Annotated in this window: 18 protein-coding genes; 11 read left to right on the forward strand and 7 right to left on the reverse strand. The window is 58.8% G+C overall.

Annotated elements, in window-relative coordinates:
* Nucleotide 1 precedes the first annotated feature (1 nt).
* The 7 genes from cpaB (at nucleotide 2) to ACP_RS05315 (ending at nucleotide 7,357) form a co-directional block, all read left to right on the forward strand.
* On the forward strand, nucleotides 2–817 hold the full coding sequence (gene cpaB / locus ACP_RS17195) for a Flp pilus assembly protein CpaB (protein WP_015896263.1): 816 nt from the start codon (nucleotides 2–4) through the stop codon (nucleotides 815–817).
* Between the two features lie 53 nt (nucleotides 818–870).
* On the forward strand, nucleotides 871–2,262 hold the full coding sequence (locus ACP_RS05290; RefSeq protein ID WP_169305922.1) for a type II and III secretion system protein family protein: 1,392 nt from the start codon (nucleotides 871–873) through the stop codon (nucleotides 2,260–2,262).
* Between the two features lie 2 nt (nucleotides 2,263–2,264).
* Nucleotides 2,265–3,491 (forward strand): CpaE/TadZ family protein, encoded by a 1,227-nt coding sequence (locus ACP_RS05295; RefSeq protein WP_015896265.1) that lies wholly within the window; start codon nucleotides 2,265–2,267, stop codon nucleotides 3,489–3,491.
* 27 nt (nucleotides 3,492–3,518) lie between these two features.
* Complete coding sequence (locus ACP_RS05300; RefSeq protein ID WP_015896266.1) at nucleotides 3,519–4,877, forward strand: TadA family conjugal transfer-associated ATPase; 1,359 nt, start codon at nucleotides 3,519–3,521, stop codon at nucleotides 4,875–4,877.
* Nucleotides 4,878–4,879: 2 nt separating this feature from the next.
* Nucleotides 4,880–5,851 carry a type II secretion system F family protein gene (locus ACP_RS05305; RefSeq protein WP_015896267.1) on the forward strand — a complete coding sequence of 324 codons (972 nt, stop codon included), beginning with the start codon at nucleotides 4,880–4,882 and terminating at the stop codon, nucleotides 5,849–5,851.
* A gap of 5 nt (nucleotides 5,852–5,856) precedes the next feature.
* Nucleotides 5,857–6,756 (forward strand): type II secretion system F family protein, encoded by a 900-nt coding sequence (locus ACP_RS05310; RefSeq protein ID WP_015896268.1) that lies wholly within the window; start codon nucleotides 5,857–5,859, stop codon nucleotides 6,754–6,756.
* 241 nt (nucleotides 6,757–6,997) lie between these two features.
* The gene (locus tag ACP_RS05315) at nucleotides 6,998–7,357 is read left to right on the forward strand and encodes a DUF192 domain-containing protein (protein WP_015896270.1); all 360 of its coding nucleotides are present in this window, start codon (nucleotides 6,998–7,000) and stop codon (nucleotides 7,355–7,357) included.
* 89 nt (nucleotides 7,358–7,446) lie between these two features.
* Here ACP_RS05315 and ACP_RS05320 read toward each other — a convergent pair whose 3' ends face one another.
* From ACP_RS05320 to ACP_RS05340, 5 genes are all read right to left on the reverse strand, one after another.
* Nucleotides 7,447–10,377 (reverse strand): M14 family zinc carboxypeptidase, encoded by a 2,931-nt coding sequence (locus ACP_RS05320; protein ID WP_238525660.1) that lies wholly within the window; start codon nucleotides 10,375–10,377, stop codon nucleotides 7,447–7,449.
* 165 nt (nucleotides 10,378–10,542) lie between these two features.
* Nucleotides 10,543–12,093 (reverse strand): glutamine-hydrolyzing GMP synthase, encoded by a 1,551-nt coding sequence (guaA, locus tag ACP_RS05325; RefSeq protein WP_015896272.1) that lies wholly within the window; start codon nucleotides 12,091–12,093, stop codon nucleotides 10,543–10,545.
* Between the two features lie 28 nt (nucleotides 12,094–12,121).
* Entirely contained in the window at nucleotides 12,122–12,967 is an 846-nt protein-coding gene (locus ACP_RS05330) for a hypothetical protein (protein WP_015896273.1), read from the reverse strand.
* A 36-nt stretch (nucleotides 12,968–13,003) separates the two neighbouring features.
* Complete coding sequence (gene leuS / locus ACP_RS05335; RefSeq protein WP_015896274.1) at nucleotides 13,004–15,667, reverse strand: leucine--tRNA ligase; 2,664 nt, start codon at nucleotides 15,665–15,667, stop codon at nucleotides 13,004–13,006.
* A gap of 66 nt (nucleotides 15,668–15,733) precedes the next feature.
* The gene (locus ACP_RS05340) at nucleotides 15,734–16,594 is read right to left on the reverse strand and encodes a deoxyribonuclease IV (RefSeq protein WP_015896275.1); all 861 of its coding nucleotides are present in this window, start codon (nucleotides 16,592–16,594) and stop codon (nucleotides 15,734–15,736) included.
* A 28-nt stretch (nucleotides 16,595–16,622) separates the two neighbouring features.
* On the opposite strand from ACP_RS05340, the gene nagA reads away from it, so the two are divergent.
* Entirely contained in the window at nucleotides 16,623–17,792 is a 1,170-nt protein-coding gene (gene nagA / locus ACP_RS05345) for an N-acetylglucosamine-6-phosphate deacetylase (protein WP_015896276.1), read from the forward strand.
* A gap of 87 nt (nucleotides 17,793–17,879) precedes the next feature.
* Here nagA and ACP_RS05350 read toward each other — a convergent pair whose 3' ends face one another.
* Entirely contained in the window at nucleotides 17,880–18,071 is a 192-nt protein-coding gene (locus tag ACP_RS05350) for a CPXCG motif-containing cysteine-rich protein (RefSeq protein ID WP_238525661.1), read from the reverse strand.
* 38 nt (nucleotides 18,072–18,109) lie between these two features.
* Nucleotides 18,110–19,579 carry a hypothetical protein gene (locus ACP_RS05355; protein ID WP_015896279.1) on the reverse strand — a complete coding sequence of 490 codons (1,470 nt, stop codon included), beginning with the start codon at nucleotides 19,577–19,579 and terminating at the stop codon, nucleotides 18,110–18,112.
* Between the two features lie 102 nt (nucleotides 19,580–19,681).
* On the opposite strand from ACP_RS05355, the gene ACP_RS05360 reads away from it, so the two are divergent.
* The 3 genes from ACP_RS05360 to ACP_RS05370 all read left to right on the forward strand — a co-directional run bounded on the left by ACP_RS05360 (nucleotide 19,682) and on the right by ACP_RS05370 (nucleotide 22,441).
* Nucleotides 19,682–20,590: a D-hexose-6-phosphate mutarotase gene (locus tag ACP_RS05360; protein ID WP_015896280.1), complete on the forward strand. Its 909-nt coding sequence runs from the start codon at nucleotides 19,682–19,684 to the stop codon at nucleotides 20,588–20,590.
* Nucleotides 20,591–20,681: 91 nt separating this feature from the next.
* Nucleotides 20,682–21,779 carry a sugar kinase gene (locus ACP_RS05365; RefSeq protein WP_015896281.1) on the forward strand — a complete coding sequence of 366 codons (1,098 nt, stop codon included), beginning with the start codon at nucleotides 20,682–20,684 and terminating at the stop codon, nucleotides 21,777–21,779.
* A gap of 5 nt (nucleotides 21,780–21,784) precedes the next feature.
* Nucleotides 21,785–22,441 (forward strand): bifunctional 4-hydroxy-2-oxoglutarate aldolase/2-dehydro-3-deoxy-phosphogluconate aldolase, encoded by a 657-nt coding sequence (locus ACP_RS05370; protein ID WP_015896282.1) that lies wholly within the window; start codon nucleotides 21,785–21,787, stop codon nucleotides 22,439–22,441.
* The last annotated feature ends 12 nt before the right edge of the window (nucleotides 22,442–22,453 follow it).

A 22,453-nucleotide genomic window follows, 5' to 3' on the forward strand; every position in this document is an offset into this window, starting at 1 on the left:
GATGAAGAGCCGTCAACTAACCGCGCTGCTCGCCGCATTGGTCATCTCAGGCGGATTCACGTTGCTGCTCGGCAGAAAACTGACTCACTCGGCGCATCGCGCCGCACCGCAAAAACAATATATGGCTGCGGCACGACCCATCGCAGTCGGTGAGGTGATTCAGGCCGCGGATGTAAAGACGATTCTCTGGCCTGCGAATCTACCGTTGCAGGGTGGCATGGCTACGACCAAGGATGTCATAGGCCGCGCTGCCATTTTTCCTGTAACAGTGGGGCAACCCATCCTCAGTACCGATCTGGCGGCTCCCGGCTCCAGCCTCGGCATCACGACGCGCATTCCCAATGGCATGCGTGCTATCGCGCTGCATACGGACGATGTGATTGCAGTGGGCGGTTTCATCTTTCCAGGCTCGCATGTGGATGTGCTGGTGACCTACCGGAATCCGGGAAGTCCGCAGCCGATTACCGCAACCGTACTGCAGAACGCACTGGTTCTGGCGACGGGGCATCAGACGCAGCCTGATCCGCAAGGCAAGCCAACCACCGTGAACATTGTGACTCTGCTGCTTTCCCCAGAGGATGCAGAACGTGCCGTGCTGGCGAGCACACAGGGCACCATTCACTTTGTGCTGCGCAACGGCGCAGATCAGCAGAAGGGCATGCCTCCGCCGGCAGACCTGGCAGAGTTGGATGGCTACTCACCGCAACCGCGACACACTGTGGCATCTGGCGGGCACCGGCGGCAGGCGGTTTCAAAGCCAAAGCCATATGTGGTGCAAACCATACTCGGAAGCAAGATTGAGGACAGTACGTTCTGACCATGAACATCACTGCTCCAACTCGGAGGAACCTACTGCATCGAGCGATGACCGTGGCGCTGATCGCAGTGCTGCCGCTTGCCGGTGCGCGCCCTGTCAATGCCGCGGCAGCAGCAGAAACGGCACAGGGGCCGGTCGATTTTGTGCAACTCAACAACAGCAATTTCATGTTGCATCTGCTGGTAGGCCGCTCCATGTTTCTGGACACTGCGACGCCGCTGAAGCGCGTCTATGTGAGCGATCCTGCCGTGTTGAATTCCTTTACGGCAAGTCCGCATCAGGTACTCATCACGGCCAAGGCGCCCGGGATCAGCAGCCTTGTGGTATGGGATGAAAGCGGCCGCAGCAATGTTTATACCGTGTCGTCTGACATTGACGTGAGCGGCTTGCAGGCCGCGATCAATGCAGCTTTTCCGCACGATATGATTCACGCTTCGGCGTTACAGGATCGAGTGACGCTGACCGGCGAGGTTGCCACCGAGAGCGAAGCGGCGGCCGCAGAGAAACTTGCGCAAGGCTATGCCAAGACGGTGGAGAACTCGATCGATCTAGCGCCACAACGCGTGCAACAGGTGCAACTGAAGGTGCGATTTGCTGAAGTGGATCGGACGCGCGCGCAACAACTTGGCTTCAACTTTATCAGCGCAGGCCGCAACGCCGCGGTGACCGGCACGCAGCAGTTCCCTTCGTTCAGCAACTACACATTGGGAGGAAATTCCACAGCGAATCCTATTACGGTGTCCAATCCGCTCGATCTGCTGCTGTACAGCTCTGACCTGAATCTGGGCGCTACTATCCAGGCTCTGGAAAATGACCAGGTACTGCAAATTCTGGCAGAGCCTACGATTACATCCATCAGTGGCGTCGAAGCCAGCTTTCTTTCCGGAGGTCAGTTTCCATTTCCCGTGGTGCAGGGCGGCACGACGGGCTTTACTTCGGTTACGGTTCAGTTCCGCCCTTATGGGGTAAAGCTCGACTTCACACCGTATGTAAATCCCGATGGAACGATCCGGCTGAAGGTCGCACCCGAGGTAAGTGCGCTGGACTACACGAATGAAGTGCAGATTTCCGGCTACAGCATTCCTGCGATAGATACCCGGCGCGCGAAGACCGAAGTCGTTCTGAAAAATGGACAGAGTTTTGCGATCTCAGGGTTGCTTGACCATCGCCTGACCAATGATTACGAGCGCATGCCTGGTATCTCGAGAATTCCGATTCTTGGCCAGCTCTTCCGGTCTTACCAGAAGCAGGCATCGACCACGGACCTGATCGTGATTGTCACGCCGACCATCGTTGATCCGCTGCATGAGCCTACTGTTGCACCGAAGCTGCCCGCACTGGCCAAGCCTTATCTCGACAACAAGCTTTTTGATCAGCGACTCAAAAAGCACCCACGCCACAAGAAGCAAAAGGGGAACCCTCCTCCGATGCCAGTGGAGCCATGAATATGACGATCCCAGGAACAGATACCGTCGTGGCCCTCTTCACGGTGTGCGCTGATGCTGCGCTCAATGAACTTGCCGCGCAGGTTCCACAGCAATTTCAAACGGTGCAATTTGCAGGAGAATTTCAGCAGTACATTTCCGCGAGCCAGCGGCCGCACTTTCCGCAAAGTATGCGCAGTGCCCCGTGCTGTGTTGCGCTCATAGATTTTGACCGTGATGTGGAAGCGGCGCTGGAAACAGCGGAGACACTGCACACCATGGCTTCACCTCGCGTCACTTGCGTAGGCGTCTCGACAAATCTGGACACAGAGATCCTGCTGCGCGCCATGCGTGCCGGATGCAACGAGTTTCTTCAGAAGCCCCTCGACTCTACACACTTGGTAGAGACCCTCGAGCGAATTCAAGGACGAATTTTCTCGAAGATGGAATCGACAGCCGCGCGCGGCCGAGTGCTCTCAGTTTTTGGCGCCAAAGGCGGCGTAGGAACCACCACGCTTGCCGTGCACCTGGCCTCTTACCTCGTCAGACGCTGCAGCAAGAAGACGCTCTTAATTGACCACTACCATCAGCTCGGGCACGTGTGCCTTCACCTGGGACTGAAGGAGAGCAACTATCATTTTGACGACCTGATCCGCAATGTAGACCGGCTCGACTCAGATTTACTTCAGGGCTTTCTGCTGCGACATGCGAGCGGCCTCTCTGTCATTTGCTCCCCTGACACATGCACGGCTCGTTCCCGCGCAAGCTATGAAGATCTGGAACGCATCTTCGACTTTTTGCGCCGCGAATATGACTACATCATCCTCGACTCCTCGTTGCAGTACGAGGAGACCGCAGCGGCGATGATTCGCCTTTCAGACAGCGTCTATCTTGTATCCACGCCTGACGTAGCCGCGTTGCGCGATCTTTCGCGCCACATCGAGAACCTGAGCCTTTCAGAGATGAACTCCTCCCGGCTGCGCATTGTGATCAATCGCGCTTCTTCTCACGATGCCATCGATGCCGAACAGATTGAGAAAGTGGTCCGCTTCCCTGTTTCCATCAGCGTTCCTAACAGCTACGCAGAGCTGCTAAAAGCGATCAATGCCGGAGAGCCGATCTCAGCACAGCGCCGGTCAGATTTTTCAACCAGCATTAGCAAGTGGGCCGATCAGGTGACCTCGGATTCTGGCGAAACCCACACTATGAACAGCGCGGGCGGGAAGAAGAAATTCGCCTTCTGGAAATAGCCATGAGAGCAAACAGAGGAGTACAACATGGCCGCTGACCCAATTTTAAGATTGAATGCGATCACTCGTCCGACAGCGGTGGAGCCGAAATCAACAGCAGCTCCCCTGCCGCTGAACCGCTACCACGAGCTCAAGTCGGCCGTGCATCACGAGCTCATCAAACGAGTTGACCTGGAAAAGCTGGGCGTACTGCAGGGCCAGCGCAATGGTCAGGGGCAACTGCTCACCCTGATTCAACAACTGATTGGCGAACAGGGCGTTCCACTCAGCGCTATCGATCGTGACCGGCTTGCGCAGGAAGTACTGGATGAGGTTTTTGGCCTTGGTCCACTTGAGCCTTTGTTGCAGGACCCCACCGTCAACGACATTCTGGTCAATACGCACAAGGTTGTGTACGTTGAGCGCAAAGGTGTGCTGGAGCGCACGAACGTCGTCTTCAAAGACGAAACACACCTGATGCACATCATCGACAAGATCGTCTCTGCCGTGGGCCGTCGTGTGGACGAGTCTTCTCCCATGGTCGATGCTCGTCTGCTCGATGGATCACGCGTCAACATCGTGATTCCGCCGCTGGCAATCGATGGTCCGAGCATCTCGATCCGCCGATTTCCAAGCTCTCCGCTGACAGCCGACGATCTGGTACGCTTCCGCGCCTTGACGCCAGCCATGCTGGAACTGCTGAAGGGTGCGGTGCGCGCTCGCCTCAACATTGTGGTGGCCGGCGGTACGGGTGCTGGCAAAACGACCCTACTCAATGTGCTCTCTGGGTTTATCTCAGAGAGAGAGCGCATTGTTACGATTGAAGACTCCGCCGAATTGCAACTGAAGCAGGATCATGTGGTGCGGCTGGAATGCCGTCCTCCGAATGTGGAGGGCAAAGGAGCTATTCGCCAGCGGGAACTAGTGATCAACGCACTGCGTATGCGCCCTGATCGCGTGGTGCTCGGTGAAATTCGCGGGGAAGAAGCCCTGGACATGCTGCAGGCCATGAACACAGGCCACGATGGCTCCATCACCACCCTGCATGCGAACACTCCTCGCGACGCCATCTCGCGCCTGGAGACGATGTGCATGATGGGCAACGTCACTTTGCCGGAAAAAGCAATCCGCAATCAGATTGCTTCAGCCGTGCACATTCTGATTCAAGCGCACCGCCTGAGCGATGGTAGCCGCCGCATCACGCATATCAGCGAGATTACCGGAACCAGCGGCGATGTGGTCAGCATGCAGGATATCTTTCTCTTCGAAAAAATGGGGCTTGGCCCCAATGGGAAAGTGAAGGGCCGCTTTTACTCAACCGGAATTGTGCCGAAGTTTGCAGAGAAATTGAAGGCTGCCGGCATTCCATTCAATCTCAATATGCTTGATCAACCGGTGGAGGTGTAGCGATGTTGCTGATCCTTATCTTCCTCATCATGCTGCTGATCAGCTTTGCGATGATTGCGGTGCTGTCCCGCCCATCCAAACAGGAAAAAAAGGTCTATCAACGGCTCGATGCACTGACATCGCGCGGCTCCGTGCAGGAAAACAAAGCTGGTACTCCAGAGACGCTGCTCAAGCAGCCTCTTGGAGCAGGCAGTGTGGCACGGGTGGATGCATTCCTGGACCGCTTCGATTTCTATCCGCGGCTGGAGAAGATAATCCTGCAGGCCCACCGCAACACAACTCCGGGACGTGTCCTTTTGCAGACTGGAGGATTTTGTATTGGAGGATTCATTGCAGCTCGTTTGCTCTATCCGCAACTGATCGTAGAGATCGGCGCTCCAGTTATTGGCCTGGTATTTCCGTTCGTCGCGTTAAATTTTCAACGTGCTCAACGATTGAAGAAGTTCAACGCCGCGCTGCCTGACTCTATCGACTTACTCGGACGAGCTCTGCGCGCCGGACATTCCGTTGCATCCGCTATTGAGGTGGTTTCAGAGCAGGGCCAGGAGCCTGTTGCCTCGGAATTTGGCGAAGTCTTTCGCGCACAGAATTTTGGACTTCCCTTTCGGGACGCCATGCTGCAACTGGCAGAACGAGTGCCATCAAGCGATTTGCGTTTCCTGGTGACAGCCATGATGGTGCAAAAGGAGACGGGCGGCAATCTCACGGAGATTCTTGATCGCACGACCTACGTCATTCGCGAGCGGCTCCGCATTCAAGGTGAGGTGAAAACAAAAACGGCGCAAGGTCGGCTCACGGGCGTGATTCTGGCATTGCTGCCCATCATTCTTGGAATTCTCATCAATGTGATCAACCCCGATTATGCGAAGCCACTCTTCACTGATCCGCTTGGGAAGAAGATGCTGTATGCGGGCGCGGGACTAATCTCTGTTGGAGCATTCTTTATCAACAAGATCGTAAAGATCGAAGTGTAACTGCCATGACTACGCTTTTTTATCTCGCTCTTGCCATCATGCTCTTCAGCGTTAGCGCGCTATTGGTGAACCTTCTTCTGGCTGCTCCCGAGCGTACGGCAGCGCGGCGCATTGCAGAAGTAACGCAGCACGAAGTTGTACGCGGTCCATCCCCCACCAAGGTTCTTGGCAAGAGCATGCTGCATGCCATGAAGGGACTGCGTGTGACGCTGGGGATGGTGGAAAACCAGAAATTGCGCGACCGCTTCATGGCCGCCGGAATGCGCAAGCCGGAGCATATGGAACTCTATCTGGGCGCGCGTCTGCTGGCTCCTCTCTTGGGCGTGCTGATAGGGACGTTCTTCCCAAGCAATACATTTCTGTGGGCCGTCGCACTTGCAGGTGCCGGATATCTTGGTCCGGACTTCTGGCTGGAGCGCAAAGTGAAGGGACGCCGTCACAGAATCAGCCGCAGCATGCCCGACGCTATCGATCTGCTTGTGATCTGCGTCGATGCCGGGCTTGGACTCGACCAGGCGATGTTGCGTGTCGGACAGGAACTAGCCGTCAGCCATCCTGAGATCAATGAAGAGTTTCTACAGATCAACCGGGAGCAGCGAGCAGGACGGCCTCGTGTCGATGCATGGAAGGGTTTTGCTGAGCGCACAAGATTGCCTGAGATTCAGAACTTCGTCAGCATGCTTGTGCAGACAGAACGATTTGGCACGCCAATCACGCGCGCGCTGAACACCTTCTCAGACAGCATGCGCCTCAAGCGCAAGCAGATTGCAGAAGAGAAAGCGGCAAAGACAACCGTAAAAATGCTCTTCCCACTGGTTCTTTTTATCTTCCCCTGCATTTTTATTGTTCTGCTAGGCCCCGCGTTTATCACCATTTCCAAAGGGCTGTTTCATATGACTCAATAGGAGCAAGAGAGGTGCTGTGAAACAGCCACAAAAGAGAGATTAGAACAGTTTGCTGTAAAGGATGTATCGCCCCGAATGCTATCGCCGCCTGAAGCAGCGATTTTGACAACAAACCATTACTCAAGAGGAGAGAGAAACCATGATCAGCACTACTTTGATTCGCATCATCGCAGGTATCGGAATCGTTGTTGTAGCCGCTATTCTCGTTATGCGCCGCAAGAACAAGGCAGCCTAACCACAGATGAAGCAGGTACGCATCTTCAACAAGAGCAAGGCTACCGTGGCCGGCGAACGAATCGCGGTAGCCAACTCTTTTCTAACCCGGTTGATCGGCCTGATGGGCCGTACGTCCTTGGCTCCGGGCGAAGGCATGTTGATCACGCCCTCCTCAGGAGTACATACGTGCTGGATGCGCATGAAGATCGACGTGGTCGCCCTCGACAGGATGAAGCGTGTACTGCGAGTGGGACATGAAGTAAAGCCTTGGCGACTGTGCGGGCTCACACTGCGCACGGCGCACGTGCTCGAACTGCCCCCTGGACAGATTCGAGCCTGTGGCATAGAGGTAGGCGACGAGCTCGAAATCGACCAACAGAATTAGTTGTCTCAAAAAGAACACGGCTCGCGCTTCCTGCCAGGGAGACGCTGAGCCGTAGTCTGTTTAATTACTGCCTTAGTCAGCCAGATGGTCTATTGAGCCACCTGATTGAGCCTGTCGAAGTTGAGAATGGCATTGAACACCAACGGATATGTGCCGATGGTTTCTCCGCGATAAACCGGATTGATAGCGAACAGAAGCGTATTACCGCTTCCATAATGTGCATCTACTACGACCGGCCGGTTGGCGATATTACCTGCGCGGACCAGCAGTCCAGAGAGCAGTAGTCCATTGGCTGGGCCAAGGCGCACCAGCACCTGCGGACGATCTGCCACCGGAATCACCCACGGGTTGTTCCGCGTCTGCTCAATATTGAGTGGGGTTGCCTGCCACGGCTCGGGGGACGGCAGCACCACTTGCGGAGCAGGCGGACGAGCTTCCGGCGTGTCGACCGCATTCGGACCACCTCGTCCCGTGGGGCGCTTATAGTCCTGCTGGGTAGGCACATATTGCCGCACCATCTCATTGCTAATCGCAAAGGTCATGCCCGATTCGCTATAGACGCCAAAGTTGCCACGGTAGCCGGCAAGGACTGGACCGGCGCTCATCGGAGTTGCATTCAACACCGAGCCGACGACGCGAGTGCCGCTGGTCTGATTCATAAATACTCCAGGCGCCATACCTTCATCGATGGCGAACCGAGCCGTACTCTCTGACGTAATCAGCAGGCCGCCCTGACTCACAAAGCTCTTCAAATGCTGGAGTCCATCGAGACCCAATTCGGGGCGCATGTCGGCGGTAGAATCGATGCGGCCAAGATTGGGAGTGATGGGCGACTTCTCCCACGGGATGGGGTTGCCCCACATCGGCATGCCATCGATGATCTGCTCATCGCTCACATAACTGACGGGTGCGAAGATGATCACATCATATTTACTGCGCAGGTCCTGCTCTTTTGCAACTGTTTGAGTGCTGATGTAAGCGTAGGGTACATGGAGTTTGTCGAATGCGAGACGCCACCAGCCTTCGGTCTGCGTGGTAAGCCACGTGTGCATGAAGGCAATCCGTGGCAAGGGAGCTACGTGCATCTTCACGTTTGGCATGGTTGCGAGCGTGATGCCCTGTAAATCCGCGACGTGCAGTGCGTCACGTAGCTTTGTCTCATCAGCATCTTGAATGAGGAGCGAGCCTGCATGAAAGCTGTGCCCTGCCGCATTGAAGCTCGCATCCGCAATCGAGACCTTGGCGTCTTTCATGGCATAGCGCAGGCCGAGCAGAGAGATCTCGCCCTTTTGATCCACGGCTACAATGCCACCACCCGTCAGCGTCTGGTCAGCTTGCTTCTGCTCCAGCGCAGCCACAGACGGCACTGGTGTCATGGGCGCCTTTAGGATCCCATCATCGGTGACGCGCAGTGTATGTACTCCAAAGAGGTCGGGGAAAGACCATCCTGTATCGTCATAGGGATGCTTCTGCGGATCATCAGGCGCCCAGTACTGACGGTCGAGCAACGCGTCGGCAATCCGCGAGTAAGGCTGATCCATGCGGATGACATAGCTTCCAGCAGGGATGGTCGTGGTCACGGCCGGAGCGTTCGGCTGATTCTGAATATCCGGCTTCTGCGTGATGGTGAATGGCTGGCTCAGGCGTTGTATCTCGACATGCTGCAGCTTCATCACCTGCAACAGAGCGACGCGGCGGCTCGACGCACCATCAGGGTAGATGACGTAAGCGGCGGGTCCTGCCAGACTGGGTTTCTCGACAGAGCGCTTCGACTTCAGGTAGTAGTTCTGCAACCACTCTGAGCCGTGGTGCGAGAAGTAAGACAGCGTGCTCAGCAGCGCGGTCTCTTCATAGTTATTGTTGTCGCGCTGCGACCACATGGTCTCTGGCAACGGCGGATTGGGCTTGTACCAGGTACGCTCATACTCATCAGGATCGAGAATGCGCTTTTCAGTATCAGCGCCGCCATTGCCAAAGGTTTCATACAAACGGCTGATGCCGTTGTGCATTGCCGCCAGAAACATCAGGTAGCCGGGACTCCAAGTGTCAAAGTCGCCATGCGTAAAGACACCCGGCATGCCAAGCTGCGTCATCGTTTGCACGTTGTTCCAGCCAAGCTGCTGCCACTCGCCAGTCAAGATCGGATCGATCCATGCATTGTAGGGGCCGTCGCCCACCGTGTTGTCGTAGAGGAACGGCACTGACTCGTGCAGATCATGCAGCACCTGGGCATGCCAATCGAGATAGGTGTTCAGCACGTTGCGCGTCAGATCGAGCGACATGCCCATGGCATCGCGGTTGTTGTCATGCGCAACGTAGTGGCCCCAGTACAGCAGGTGCGGCCACTGCTCGTTTGGATGCGCCCGATGCCAGCGGTATATGTCCACCATGCGGTCGCGGCCATCCACCTCGACCACCGGGGTGATGAGGACAATCATGTGCGACCGAATGTACTGAATGTAAGGCGAATTATCGACCGCAAGCCGGTAAGCCAATTCCATCAGCGCTGTAGGCGCGCCGGTTTCAATGGAGTGGATGGTACCGGTGATGTAGTAGACCGGGTAGGACTGCTTTTCCAATTGCGCTGCGACTCTGTCATCCATGTGAATGGTGCGCGGATCGGCCAGCTTTGCAAGCCGAGCATTGTTAGCCTGCTGCTGGTCAAGCAAGGGCTGATCCGCAATCGCGACGGCGATCATCTCGCGGCCTTCTTCTGTGTGGCCGATGGTGTAAACACGCACGCGCGGGGTGCTCTTGGCCAGCAGACGGAAGTACTTGTAGACGGTCTCCGCATAGGGCAGCGTGTTGGGCGCCCCGCTCACATCGCCCAGCACAGCTTCAGGCGTGGGAACTGTCTTCGACGCCGGCAGATAGTCGGTCAGCGGAGAGTTGAAGTACGGCTCAGTGGTGTACTGCTTGATGTGTTGGGTGTATTGATGATCGATCGGCTGCTGCGGATCGCGCGCGAAGTAGTTCAGCGTATCGCTGCTCTGAGCAAAAAGGAAAGAGGAGCATGCCATCAAAATGGCTGCAGTCACAAGAGAGCGGAACCGGGGCATATCGGGCATCCTTGCAGAGGGAAAATGGGGATGCCGAAGGATATCAAAGAGCAGCTAAAGAGCAACCTTGTATTCGTGATGTTTGCCTGCATGCCATTGAAATGATGGCATGCAGGCGGTCAGAGACTACTCCCACTCGATGGTGCCGGGCGGCTTTGACGTGATGTCATACACGACGCGGTTGATGCCACGTACTTCATTCACGATGCGGCTGGAGATTTTCTTGAGCACATCGTAGGGCAGCGGCACCCAGTCAGCTGTCATGCCGTCATCTGAGTGGACGGCACGAATGGCACACGTGTAGGCATAGGTGCGCTGGTCGCCCATGACGCCCACGCTTTTGACCGGCAGCAGCACGGCAAAGGATTGCCATATCTGCTGATACAAACCGGCCTTCTTGATCTCGTCCACCACGATGTCATCGGCTTCCTGCAGCAGGGCGACACGCTCAGGCGTAATTTCACCGAGAATGCGCACAGCCAGACCAGGCCCCGGAAAGGGCTGGCGCTGCAGAATGTCCTGCGGCATGCCCAGATCGGCTCCGATGCGACGGACTTCATCTTTGAAAAGATCGCGCAGCGGCTCAATCAACTTGAGCTTCATATCCTCAGGCAGGCCACCGACGTTGTGATGGCTCTTGATGGTCTGCGAAGGACCTTTGACGGATGAAGACTCAATCACGTCAGGATAGAGCGTGCCCTGCACCAGCCAGTCCACGCCGCCGGTCTGCTGCGCAATGCGGTGCGCCTCATCGTCAAAAACCGCGATGAACTCGTTGCCGATGATCTTGCGCTTCGCCTCCGGATCGGTGACGCCGGCCAGCTTATCGAGGAAGCGCTTGCTTGCATCCACGGCTACCAGGTTCAGGCCGAGCTTGCCGCGCAAGTTTTGCTGCACCTTCTCAAATTCATTCAGGCGCAACACCCCGTTGTCGACGAACACGCAGGTCAGCTGGTCGCCAATGGCGCGATGCACCAGCACTGCGGCCACCGATGAATCTACTCCGCCTGAGAGCGCGCAGATGGCCTGGCCATCGCCAACTTTTTCGCGAATGGCGGCCACCGTGCTCTGAATGAAGAGCTCCGGCGTCCATTCCGGCTTCGCATCGCAGATGTTGAAGACAAAGTTGCGCAGCAGATCAGTGCCGTGCGCCGTGTGCTTGACCTCAGGATGAAACTGCACGGCCCAAATGCGGCGCTCGGGGTTGGCAATGCCGGCGACAGCATTTGCCGTCTTCGCGGTGCGATGAAATCCGGGCGGCAGTTCGAGCGCCTCGTCGCCGTGCGACATCCACACGTTCACCGAAGGAGGAACATTCGTGAAAAGCGCGTTGCCTGCGTCTTCTACCATGACCTCGGCATGACCGTATTCGCGCTTCTCTGCCGAGCGAACTTTGCCGCCAAGATGATGCGTGATGAATTGCAAGCCATAGCAGATGCCGAGCACCGGCAGGCCCAGCTCGAGCACGCGCGGATCGGCCGGCGGCGCATCGGCGTCGTAGACCGAGCAGGGACCACCTGACAGAATGATGCCGAGTGGACGCTGTGCCTGCACTTCTTCGAGCGAGGCCGTGCATGGCAGCACGACAGAAAAGACGTTCTGCTCACGAATACGGCGCGCGATGAGCTGCGTGTACTGAGAGCCAAAATCAAGGATGACGATCGAGGAGGTTTCCACGTATCTAGTTTACGTGGTTCGGGCAAGCTCAGGCAGCCGGGGCTGACTTCCAAAGCTGAAGAAATATCCCCTGCCGGACCATGCCGAGGAAGGCCGAGGCCACCAGGTAGAGGACGGTCACCATCGTCCACCATAGGTACAGCCCAAGCCCGGCGAGCCCCAAGGGAACGGGCAACCCGCTGAGCGCTATGGAGAGCAGAGCCAGCATGAGCCGGATCAGGCTGATTCCCAGATTGGCCTGCGCCAGACGGGCGCTCCATGGCCTCGGACGCAGACTCTGCACCAGGCTCGCGGCAAAGCTGCGGCCCTCCAGCAAAAGCAGCAGCGGAGCGGCATAAAAGACCCAGCTCCACACCGTCCAAAGCGCGCAAAAAGCGAGCAAAAAGAGAAGAACCCAGCCGAAATAGGCCGTCAAATCCGGGGCTTGGCCACCATGAGACGTGGAAAACGCCGCCCACTGAATGCTGCGCCACCAGAGGGTGAGCGTAACGGCTAGGGCCCCCAGCCGCAAGGCCTGCATGGCTACCAGATGCCATGGTTTGCGAGGCAGTTCCGGCGCGTACCGGTGAAGCACCGCCATGCGGCCAAAACCAAACGCCAATGCCCAGCCCGCCCCGAGCAGCGGCAACAACCACATGGCGACGGCACTGACGGCCGGTTGCAGCACCTGCATCATACCGGCCAGAATGAAGGCGCTTTGATTCACATGTGTGAAGGAGAATTTCCGTAAGCCGGCGGCCAGCAGGGCAGGCCTGGCTTGCTGGTAAATCCGCCAACACTCGTAAGCAGTGAGCAGCAGAGCCGGAACACCGTATCCCCACCGCCAGGCCAGCTCGCGAGCCAGCAGGCCCGGCCGGAGCCAGCACGCCCTCATCCGTTGCGCGAGAGAAGGCGTGGGCTCCGGCATGGCTTACCGAACCACGAGATTCACCAGTTTGGCAGGCACCACGATGACCTTGACCACCTGCTTGCCCTCGATCGCAGCGGCAACCTTTTCATCGGCCATGGCCGTGTCGCGCAGCGTATCCTGCGTAGCCTCGGCGGCCACGCGAATCACCGAACGCAGCTTGCCGTTGATCTGCACGGGAATCTCTATCTCATCTTCGCGGGCCAGCGCCTCTTCAAACTTCGGCCATGGAGCGCGCAGCAGATTATCCTGCTCGCCGAGTTGGTCCCATAGCTCAAAGGCCAGATACGGCGCGAACGGAGCCAGCAGCAGCACCAGGTTTCGCAGCAGCTCGCGCAGCACCGCATCTGACACTTCTCCGTTCTGAATGGCAGCTTCTGCGGCGGTCGCGGTGTTCACCAGCTCCATGATGGCGGCGATGCAGGTGTTGAAGTGCCAGCGGCCACCAAAGTCCTCAGTGATTTTACGAATCGTCTGATGCAGCTTGCGCAGCAGTGCCTGTTCGGTCGCGGAGTTTGCTTCCGCCCCGCCGCTGGCCTGCTTTGCGCGTTCGGCATGACGCATGGCCAGCCGGTAGACGCGTGACAGGAAGCGGCTCACTCCGGCGACGCCATCTTCCTGCCAGTCCAGATCGCGGTCGGGCGGCGCGGCAAACAGCGCGTACATGCGCGTGGCATCCGCTCCATAGCGCGCAATCATGTCTTCGGGCGAAACCACATTGCCCTTGGACTTCGACATCTTCGCGCCGTTCTTGATGACCATGCCCTGCGTGAAAAGCCGAGTGGCAGGCTCGTCGTTTTTGACAATACCGAGATCGCGCATCACCTTCGTCCAGAAGCGCGAGTAGATCAGATGCAGAATGGCATGCTCGACGCCGCCAATGTACTGGTCAATCGGAAACCAATATGCCACCGTGTCAGTGTCAAATGGAGCCTTGTCATTGCGAGCGCTGGTGTAGCGGTAGAAATACCAGGACGAATCGACAAAGGTGTCCATGGTATCGGTCTCGCGCCGCGCCTTGCCGCCGCACTTCGGGCAAGTGGTGTTCACAAAGCCGGGGTCGCGGCCCAGAGGCGATCCGCCCTGCTGCGTGATCTCGATCTGGGGCGGCAGCAGTACCGGCAACTGATCGTCCGGCACCGGCACAATGCCGTCCTTCTCGCAATGGATCATCGGGATGGGCGTGCCCCAGTAGCGCTGACGGCTGACGCCCCAATCCTTGAGCCGGAAGGTGACCTGCGCCTGGCCGAAGCTGTTCTCCTGGGCGTAGGCGGCCATCTTCTGCTGCGCTTCCTGGCAGCCGAGCGTGTTGAAGTCGCCAGAGTTGATGAGGATGCTCTCCTCTGAGGTGAACGGCAGCAACGGCTCTTCCGGCTCGCCGTCGGGCGTCGGCTCATCCGTGCGGCGCGGCAGCACGACCACGCGCATCTCCAGCCCATACTTGTGCGCAAACTCAAAGTCGCGCTCATCATGCGCGGGCACAGACATGATGGCGCCGGTACCGTAGTCGGCCAGAATGTAGTTGCCCACCCAGATAGGCAGGCGCTCGCCATTGAACGGGTTGATGGCGTAATGCCCTGTAAAGACACCATGCTTTTCAATGGCGCCTACGTCACCGGCTTCCCGCGCCTTGCGCTGCTGCTCGAGCAGTTCGTCCACTTCGCGAGCCAGTTTCTCGTCAGCCGCGCTAAACTCTTTGACCAGCACGTGCTCCGGAGCCAGTTGCAGACTGGTCGCGCCGTAAATCGTATCAATACGGGTGGTAAATACCCGGATACTTTGGCCGCTCGCTTTTACCGTTTCTCCGGCAGGCAAAATCGCGGTTCCGCCGCGGCGCTGCTGCTCGTCCTCTGAAATCGAGGCGGCGTCTTCCACGGCAAATTCGACTTCCGCGCCTTCGCTGCGGCCGATCCAGTTGCGCTGCATGGTGCGCACCTTTTCCGGCCAGCCTTCGAGCTGGTTCAGGTCGTCCAGCAGCTCCTGCGCGTAGTTGGTGATGCGTAAGAACCATTGCTCCAGGTCACGCTGCTCCACAATCTGGTCTTCATGCCGCCAGCAGCAGCCATTCACCACCTGCTCATTGGCCAGCACGGTGGCGCATTGCGGGCACCAGTTCACCTTGCTCTGCTTGCGGTAGGCCAGCCCCTTCTCATACATGCGCAGGAAGAACCACTGGTTCCAGCGGTAGTACTCGGGCAGGCAGGTGGTCACCTCATTGCGCCAGTCATAGCTCAACCCCAGGCGATCCATCTGCTTGTGCATATGGGCAATGTTGGAGAGCGTCCACTCGCGCGGCGGTGTGTTGTTTTTGAGCGCGGCATTCTCTGCCGGCAGGCCGAAGGCGTCCCAGCCCATGGGGTGCAGCACGTTGTAGCCCTGCATCCACATGTAACGCGCCAGCGCATCGCCAATGGAGTAGTTGCGCACGTGCCCCATGTGGAGCTGTCCCGAAGGATACGGCAGCATCTCGAGCACGTAATACTTCGGTTTGCCGCTTTCGGGCGGCTCAGTTGCGTAGAGATCCGGCTGCGCGGCCCAGCGCTCTTGCCAGCGCGGCTCAATCTCTGCCGGGTTGTACCGGAGTTCTTGTGCCGCGTCAGGGGTCATGGACGGAGAGGACTCAGCCCCAGCCGCAGAGGCGGCCTTTGGTGTCATGTCGGTTGCCATATTCACCTTCGATTGTAACTGGGGAGCCGCCCGGCATGCGGCTCCCGGCGATGGTCCGTCGCGCGGCTATTGGCGGCTCAACTGCTGCAATAGATGCAGATTCCGGGCGTCATCGTCCTCTTCATCCACCGGAGTTTCCGCAATAAACGCGCAGTGGGCAAAGCGGGCATCCTGCAACAGCCGCCGAAAAGGCCTGGCACCGATGGTGCCCTCGCCAATATGCTCATGGCGGTCGAGCTTAGACCCGCGAGCGGCCTTGGCGTCATTCACGTGCCAGACGCGCACGGTTTCAAGCCCAACGGTATCGGCAATCTGCTGCACGGTCGCTTCGTATCCGTCATCGCCGACCAGGTCGTAGCCAGCCACGTGGCAGTGGCAGGTATCGAGGCATGCCCCGACTGGAACCACGCTGCGCAGCCGCTCGATCAGCTCGGCTACCTGCTCAAAGCTGCCGCCCAGCGAAAACTCCGCCCCGGCAGTGTTCTCAATGAGCACCTGAAAGTCTCGGCCGGTGAAGTCGATGCCCTCGGTCGCCGAGGCGATGGATTCGGCCGCCAGTTGCAGCCCCTGCTCGCGTGTCAGCCCCTTCCACGAGCCCGGATGCAGCACCAGCCCCCGCGCGCCGAGCGCCAGTGCGCGCTCTACCTCGCCGCGAAAGGCTGTCACAGACTTGGCCCGCACCTCCTCAGACTGGCTGCAAAGGTTCACGAGATAACTCACGTGAATCACCAGCGGATTGCAGTCATACTCCCGGCACAACACCTGCATTCGCTCGCAGTCGGCCGGGTTGATTTTGGGCGCGCGCCACATGCGCGGACTCGCCGAGAATATCTGGAATGTGTTCGCGCCAATCTCATGCGCGCGCTCGGCGGCTTTATAAACTCCGCCAGAAGTGGAAAGATGGATACCGATTCTACGCAATTTCATGCTTCTACCAGTGTAGATTCGGAGTGTGATGCGAACGATCCTTACTGCCGCGCGGCTTGTGACCCCTTTGGACGAGCTACCGAACCCGGTCGTGGTTCTGGAAGACGGCCACATTGTCAGCATCGCCTCACGCTCTGAAGCAAGCCTGCCCGAAGGCGAAGTTCTTGACTTTCCGGGAGCCACACTGGCTCCAGCCTATTTTGACGTTCACATTCACGGCAGCGCCGGCCACGACATCATGGAGGCCACACCGGAAGCCCTTGCGACCATTGGCCGATTTCTGGCAGGGCATGGCGTGGGTGCCTACCTGGCCACCACGGTCACGGCAGAGGTGGAACCTACCCTGCACTCCCTCTCAGGACTGGCCCGGCTGCTCAGCGGCCCGACGAGTGATGCCCAGCCTGGCGCGCGGCCGGTGGGCATTCATCTCGAAGGCCCGTTCCTCTCGCCGCACAAGCGCGGAGCGCACCCCGAGCGGCTGCTGCAGCGCCCCTCTGTCGCGCTGCTGGATCGCATGTGGCAGGCCGCCGAAGGCCACGTGCGGCTGCTGACCATTGCTCCAGAACTGCCGGGCGCGGACGAGGTCATTGCCCGAGCGGTGGAACTGGGCATTCGCGTCAGCATGGGCCACAGCAACGCCACGCTGGCCGAAGCGCAGCGCGGCGTCCAGGCCGGAGCCGTCTCCGCTACGCACACCTTCAACGCGATGCGGCGCTTTGACCATCGCGAACCCGGCATTGTGGGCGAAGTGCTCACGAACCGCTCACTCCATGCGGAGCTGATCTGCGATGGACTGCACGTCGATCCTGTTGCCGTACGCATCTTCTGGCAGATGAAAGGCCGCGAGCGCGGGATTCTCATCACCGACGCCATGGCTGCGGCCGGCATGCCGGATGGGCCGTACAAGCTGGGCGAACTGGATGTTCGGGTAGAAAACGGCACCGCACTGATTGAAGAAAATACGCTAGCGGGCAGCACGCTTACACTCGACCGGGGCGTGCGCAACTTTTCCAGCTTTACCGGCGAAGATCTTGCGCAGATTGTGCCGCTCGCCACCAGCAACCCGGCCACCATGATTGGGCTGGGAGACCAACTCGGCGAATTGGCCCCTGGCCGCCGGGCCGATATCACCGTGCTCTCCCCTTCAGGCGAAATCCAGCAGACCATCCTGGGCGGCGTGCCGCAAATCAGGAACTGATCTGGCAAACCGGCGGGTAGACAGAGAATGCTACCGAGGGCTTTCTCCGCTCAAAAGGTGATTCGCTGGTGTGATTACGGCGATGAATCAACTCTCCAGTTCGGCCCGAATGGTGTAGGCCTCGCCATCCCAGCGAACATCGAGCACGTTAGGTTTGCAGCAGACTTGGCAATCTTCTACATACGACTGGCGGCTGCCGCCGGTGGGGTCCACCTGCGTCTCATTCCATTCACCACAACCGGCACACTGAAAACCCGCCGAATAAATCCTGTCCATCATTGCTGCCCTCAGGAATGAAGCCAGTGTAGTAGCCCGGCTCATCGCCGAACAAATACAGCCGCCTGTTTATCTTCATAGACGAGCTTCCACTCCTGATCCAACCGCAGCAACTGTGTCAGAGCATCCTTTACAGGAGCGATGACCAGGCGCGCGGTTTTCAGATTCGCATCATCCTGCCATCCGGGCTGACCACCCCAGGTTTGGGAGGAGCGGTTCATGCGCTGGATGCCGTAAAACGCAGCGCGCCCGTCAATGCTCACCGGCATGCGCAGATGCCAAATCAGAAAACCACCCCATCCATAATCGTTAAATAGCGGCCCGGAATAGCCTTTCTCTTTCACGAACTCCACGGCCTGCAACGGTAAATCCTTCGCCATCTTTTTGTGCAGGCTCTCATTGCTCACATGCATCAGCCAGCCGCCTGCGGCCATCACCGCAATCGTGGCGGCCAGCACTGCCGTGACCGCCTGCCAGCGCCGCCAACGGGGTGCCCGTACCGCATCGCCACGCCCGGGCAACTGTGAGGCCAGAATCAGCAACGCGACGCTTGCCAGAAACCACACGTCTCTCTGGGAACGGAATGAAATCACCAATCCCATGGCCAGCAGTAGCGACAGCCACAGATCTGGCATGCGTTTTCGCGCCAGCGCCGCCGCGCTGCCCACGGCCAGAGCCAGAATCGTATAGTCCTCCCAATGGCGGAAGGGCATCGCCAGCAGTTCCTGAATCTTGTTGATCACGCCGGGCTCAGAAGCCAGCTTGTAGGCGATGTGATAGATATTCCAGCCATATGGATTGGCCATCGCCGCCACGATGCATCCGCCCAGAATGGCAAACAGGCGGCTGGCAGGCCCCCCCGGAGCCTGCGGACACGGCCAGAAGCGCCGCAACAGGGGCTCGCATGCCGTGGCCGCCAGCACCACAAGGCCATCAATGAACTGAATATGCAGATTGGCCCACAGTGCATACAGCGGCAGCAGCCACAGAAGCTTGCGCCACTGCCCGCTGCGCCGCGCGCGATCCAGCAGATCAAGCTGGATCACAAAGAAGAGAATCGACGGCAGCCACGAGCGTGGCTGATAAAGCCGGTCAATACTGAGGACACCCGCCGCCGTGAGCAGGATGGCGATAGTGAAATCGCTCTGCAGGCGCGCTACCATCCGGTACATGGCCACCGTAATGGCCAGCATAAAGCCGATGAGATAGGCCATCAGTCCGAGAAATCCAAAACTGCGATAAAGCCCCAGCGTCAGTAGCTCAAAAAGCCAGCTATAGGCATGCCATGGCCTGGCCGGTGTAATCCGCGAGAAAAAGTCGATGTGCGGAAAAGCATGATGATGCGCGATCCACTGTCCGGCGCGCATCTGCCACCAGATATCCAGATCAGAGCCTGGCGAGGTACGCAGGCAAGTCAAGCCTATGGCTGAAAACAGGGCAGCAAGCAGCACTACGCGTGCCACCTGCTCAGAGCGGGACATTGTCGAAGGGGGAGTTTCTGTCAGATGCATGGCAATTCGGCTCCCGTCCATCCAAACATAGCTGCGCCTTTCCGCCAATCCCCCACCGGGGCGAGCGCGACAGCTGAGTAGGGAAAAGAGCATACTGCCCCTATGGAAGCTCTCTCCGCTGAAGCATTGCAGGCCCGCCACGGACTGCCTGGCCTGGCAGAAATTGTCCCTGGCCAGGGCGGTCTCACAAAAATCCGCATCACCGCACCTGCCGCTCATGGGGAGATTTATCTCCACGGCGCGCATGTCACTTCCTGGCAGCCTGCAGGCTCAGAAGAGGTCCTCTTCCTCAGCCAGCATTCGCGCTGGCAGCCGGATCAGGCCATCCGCGGCGGCATTCCTATCTGCTTTCCATGGTTTCGGGCGAAGGACGATAACCCGGCCGCGCCCAAGCATGGCTTTGTGCGCACCACGTCCTGGCAACTGGACAGCATTCAGCCCTCAGGCGAAGGCGTGACGGTCGCTCTCAGCACCGCGCCAAATGCCGAGTCTCAGCGGTGGTGGCCGCATCCCTTCCGCCTGCGCTATGAGGCAACATTCGGTCCGGAGCTGAAGCTCGCCCTCACTTTCACCAATGAAGCTTCCATGCCCGTTACCATTGCCGAAGCGCTGCACACGTATCACGCAGTTGGCGATGTGACGCAGGTACGCGTGGCCGGCCTCGATGGCGCGCATTATCTCGACAACATGGACGGCAACCGCGAAAAGCGGCAGCAGGGCGATCTGCAATTCAGCGGAGAAACAGACAATGCTTACCTCCACACCACTACACCTCTGACAATTCACGACCCCATGCTGCACCGCCGAATAGAAATCGAGAAGACCGGATCCAACTCTACCGTGACCTGGAACCCATGGGAGAAAAGCGCGCGCGCCATGAGCGACCTTGGAGATGAGGAATGGCGCCGCTTTGCTGCCGTGGAAGCCAGCAACGTACTCACCTGCGCTGTCACGGTACCTCCCGGGGAGAGCCATCTGCTCGGAGCCGTGATCCGAGTTGCTGCGGAATAGCCCGCGGCTTGTGCCGCGTGACTGAAACCTTACGCGCTGCGCCGTCTTGCGATGCTATGGTGACATCTGAGTTGAAGTCTTTGAGGAACCAATGAGCCTACTGCCGCCATTCCACCGCACTCATTATGCCTGGGATTGCCTTGCCCTCGGCGAAATCATGCTGCGCTTTGATCCCGGCGAAGGCCGCATTCACACCACACGCCAATTTGCCGTGTGGGAAGGCGGCGGCGAATATAACGTGGCTCGCGGCCTGCGCCGATGCTTTGGGCTGCGCACGGCCGTTGCCACGGCTTTCGCAGATAACCCGGTAGGCCGCCTTGTCGAGGACCTCGTGCTGCAAGGCGGAGTGGACACCTCTCTGATTCGCTGGGTGCCCTATGACGGCGTAGGCCGCGCCGCACGCAATGGGCTTTACTTTCTGGAGCGTGGCTTCGGCCATCGTCCCGGTGTGGCCTGCTTTGACCGCGGCCATACGGCCATTGCACAGGTCAAGCCCGGCGACTTTGACTGGACGGCCATCTTCGCCCAGGGTGTCCGCTGGTTCCACACAGGTGGCATCTTTGCGGGGCTCTCGGCGAGCAGTCCCCAGGTCGCGCTTGAGGCCATTCGAGCCGCACGCTCTGCGGGAACCATTGTCTCTTTTGACTTGAACTATCGTGACTCGCTCTGGCGCGAGTTTGGTGGCAATCCTGAAGCGACACGCGTCAACCAGCAATTGGTTCGTGAAGTGGATGTGCTCATCGGCGGCGAAGAAGATTTCCGCGAGCGACTGGGCATTCCCATCACCGTGTCGCCCACCAAAAGCTCTGGCCCTATGCCACTCGAAGGCTGGGATCACCTGCTGCGCGAAGTGGCCGCGGCCTATCCCAACCTGAAGGTGATCGCAGCCACGCGCCGTACGGTCACGAGTTCGATGCACAACACATGGGGCGGCGTGGCGCACAGCCAGGGCCAGACAATCGAGGTTCCCTTGCGACCGATCGAGATTCTCGACCGCGTGGGCGGCGGCGATTCCTTTGCCTCGGGATTCATCTACGGATTACTGCAAAACCAGTCCATCGAGTGGGCGCTGCGTTGCGGCGTGGCTCACGGCATGCTCACCATGACCACCCCCGGCGATGCCAGCATGGTGACGCTCGCGGAAGTCGAGCACACCATGGCCGATGGCTCCATACGAATGAGAAGATAGTTGCGATGGCCAACGAAATCGAACAGAGACTCGAAGCAGCCGGGCTGATTCCCGTACTGCGCGCAAAATCCACAACAGAAGCCCATGCCCTTGTGGAGGCCATGATGGCGGGCGGCGTCGAAGTCATGGAGGTCACCATGACTGTGCCCGGCGCAATTGATCTGCTCAAGGACCTGCGCAAGACCTACGGAGACCGCCTGCTGCTCGGCTCAGGCACCGTGACCACCGCAGCCGAGGCCGTCGCCACGATCGAGGCTGGTGCGGAGTTTGTCATCAGCCCCAGCCTGCATCTCGATGTGGTGGAAACCACCTTGCGTGCGGGCAAGGTCTCCATTCCCGGTGGACTCACGCCGACTGAAGTGGTCACGGCGTGGCGAGCGGGTGCGGCTTATGTCAAGGTGTTTCCCTGCTCTGCCGTGGGCGGCGCCAGCTACCTGCGAGCCTTGAAAGCCCCCCTGCCGGAGATTCGCCTCATTCCCACCGGCGGCGTCACCATCGCAACGGCGGCAGACTTTCTGCATGCCGGAGCCTCCGCGCTCGGCGTCGGCTCTGATTTGGTCAATCCCAAGGCGATTGCGGAAGGCCGCGCCGCAGACATCACGCATATCGCACGCCAGTACCGTGAGGTGATTGCCCGGGTGCGCAGCGGCTCCCAGGCATAAGCCATCACCACG

The sequence above is a fragment of the Acidobacterium capsulatum ATCC 51196 genome (genome assembly GCF_000022565.1).
GTDB classification, from domain to species: domain Bacteria; phylum Acidobacteriota; class Terriglobia; order Terriglobales; family Acidobacteriaceae; genus Acidobacterium; species Acidobacterium capsulatum.

Bases quoted from the DNA above. Each gene is read 5' to 3' on its own strand.
- cpaB (WP_015896263.1), top strand. From the start codon at position 2: ATGAAGAGCCGTCAACTAACCGCGCTGCTCGCCGCATTGGTCATCTCA.
- ACP_RS05295 (WP_015896265.1), top strand. From the start codon at position 2,265: ATGACGATCCCAGGAACAGATACCGTCGTGGCCCTCTTCACGGTGTGC.
- ACP_RS05300 (WP_015896266.1), top strand. From the start codon at position 3,519: ATGGCCGCTGACCCAATTTTAAGATTGAATGCGATCACTCGTCCGACA.
- ACP_RS05305 (WP_015896267.1), top strand. From the start codon at position 4,880: ATGTTGCTGATCCTTATCTTCCTCATCATGCTGCTGATCAGCTTTGCG.
- ACP_RS05310 (WP_015896268.1), top strand. From the start codon at position 5,857: ATGACTACGCTTTTTTATCTCGCTCTTGCCATCATGCTCTTCAGCGTT.
- ACP_RS05315 (WP_015896270.1), top strand. From the start codon at position 6,998: ATGAAGCAGGTACGCATCTTCAACAAGAGCAAGGCTACCGTGGCCGGC.
- ACP_RS05320 (WP_238525660.1), bottom strand. From the start codon at position 10,377: ATGGCATGCTCCTCTTTCCTTTTTGCTCAGAGCAGCGATACGCTGAAC.
- ACP_RS05330 (WP_015896273.1), bottom strand. From the start codon at position 12,967: ATGAGGGCGTGCTGGCTCCGGCCGGGCCTGCTGGCTCGCGAGCTGGCC.
- leuS (WP_015896274.1), bottom strand. From the start codon at position 15,667: ATGGCAACCGACATGACACCAAAGGCCGCCTCTGCGGCTGGGGCTGAG.
- ACP_RS05340 (WP_015896275.1), bottom strand. From the start codon at position 16,594: ATGAAATTGCGTAGAATCGGTATCCATCTTTCCACTTCTGGCGGAGTT.
- nagA (WP_015896276.1), top strand. From the start codon at position 16,623: ATGCGAACGATCCTTACTGCCGCGCGGCTTGTGACCCCTTTGGACGAG.
- ACP_RS05350 (WP_238525661.1), bottom strand. From the start codon at position 18,071: ATGATGGACAGGATTTATTCGGCGGGTTTTCAGTGTGCCGGTTGTGGT.
- ACP_RS05355 (WP_015896279.1), bottom strand. From the start codon at position 19,579: ATGCATCTGACAGAAACTCCCCCTTCGACAATGTCCCGCTCTGAGCAG.
- ACP_RS05360 (WP_015896280.1), top strand. From the start codon at position 19,682: ATGGAAGCTCTCTCCGCTGAAGCATTGCAGGCCCGCCACGGACTGCCT.
- ACP_RS05365 (WP_015896281.1), top strand. From the start codon at position 20,682: ATGAGCCTACTGCCGCCATTCCACCGCACTCATTATGCCTGGGATTGC.
- ACP_RS05370 (WP_015896282.1), top strand. From the start codon at position 21,785: ATGGCCAACGAAATCGAACAGAGACTCGAAGCAGCCGGGCTGATTCCC.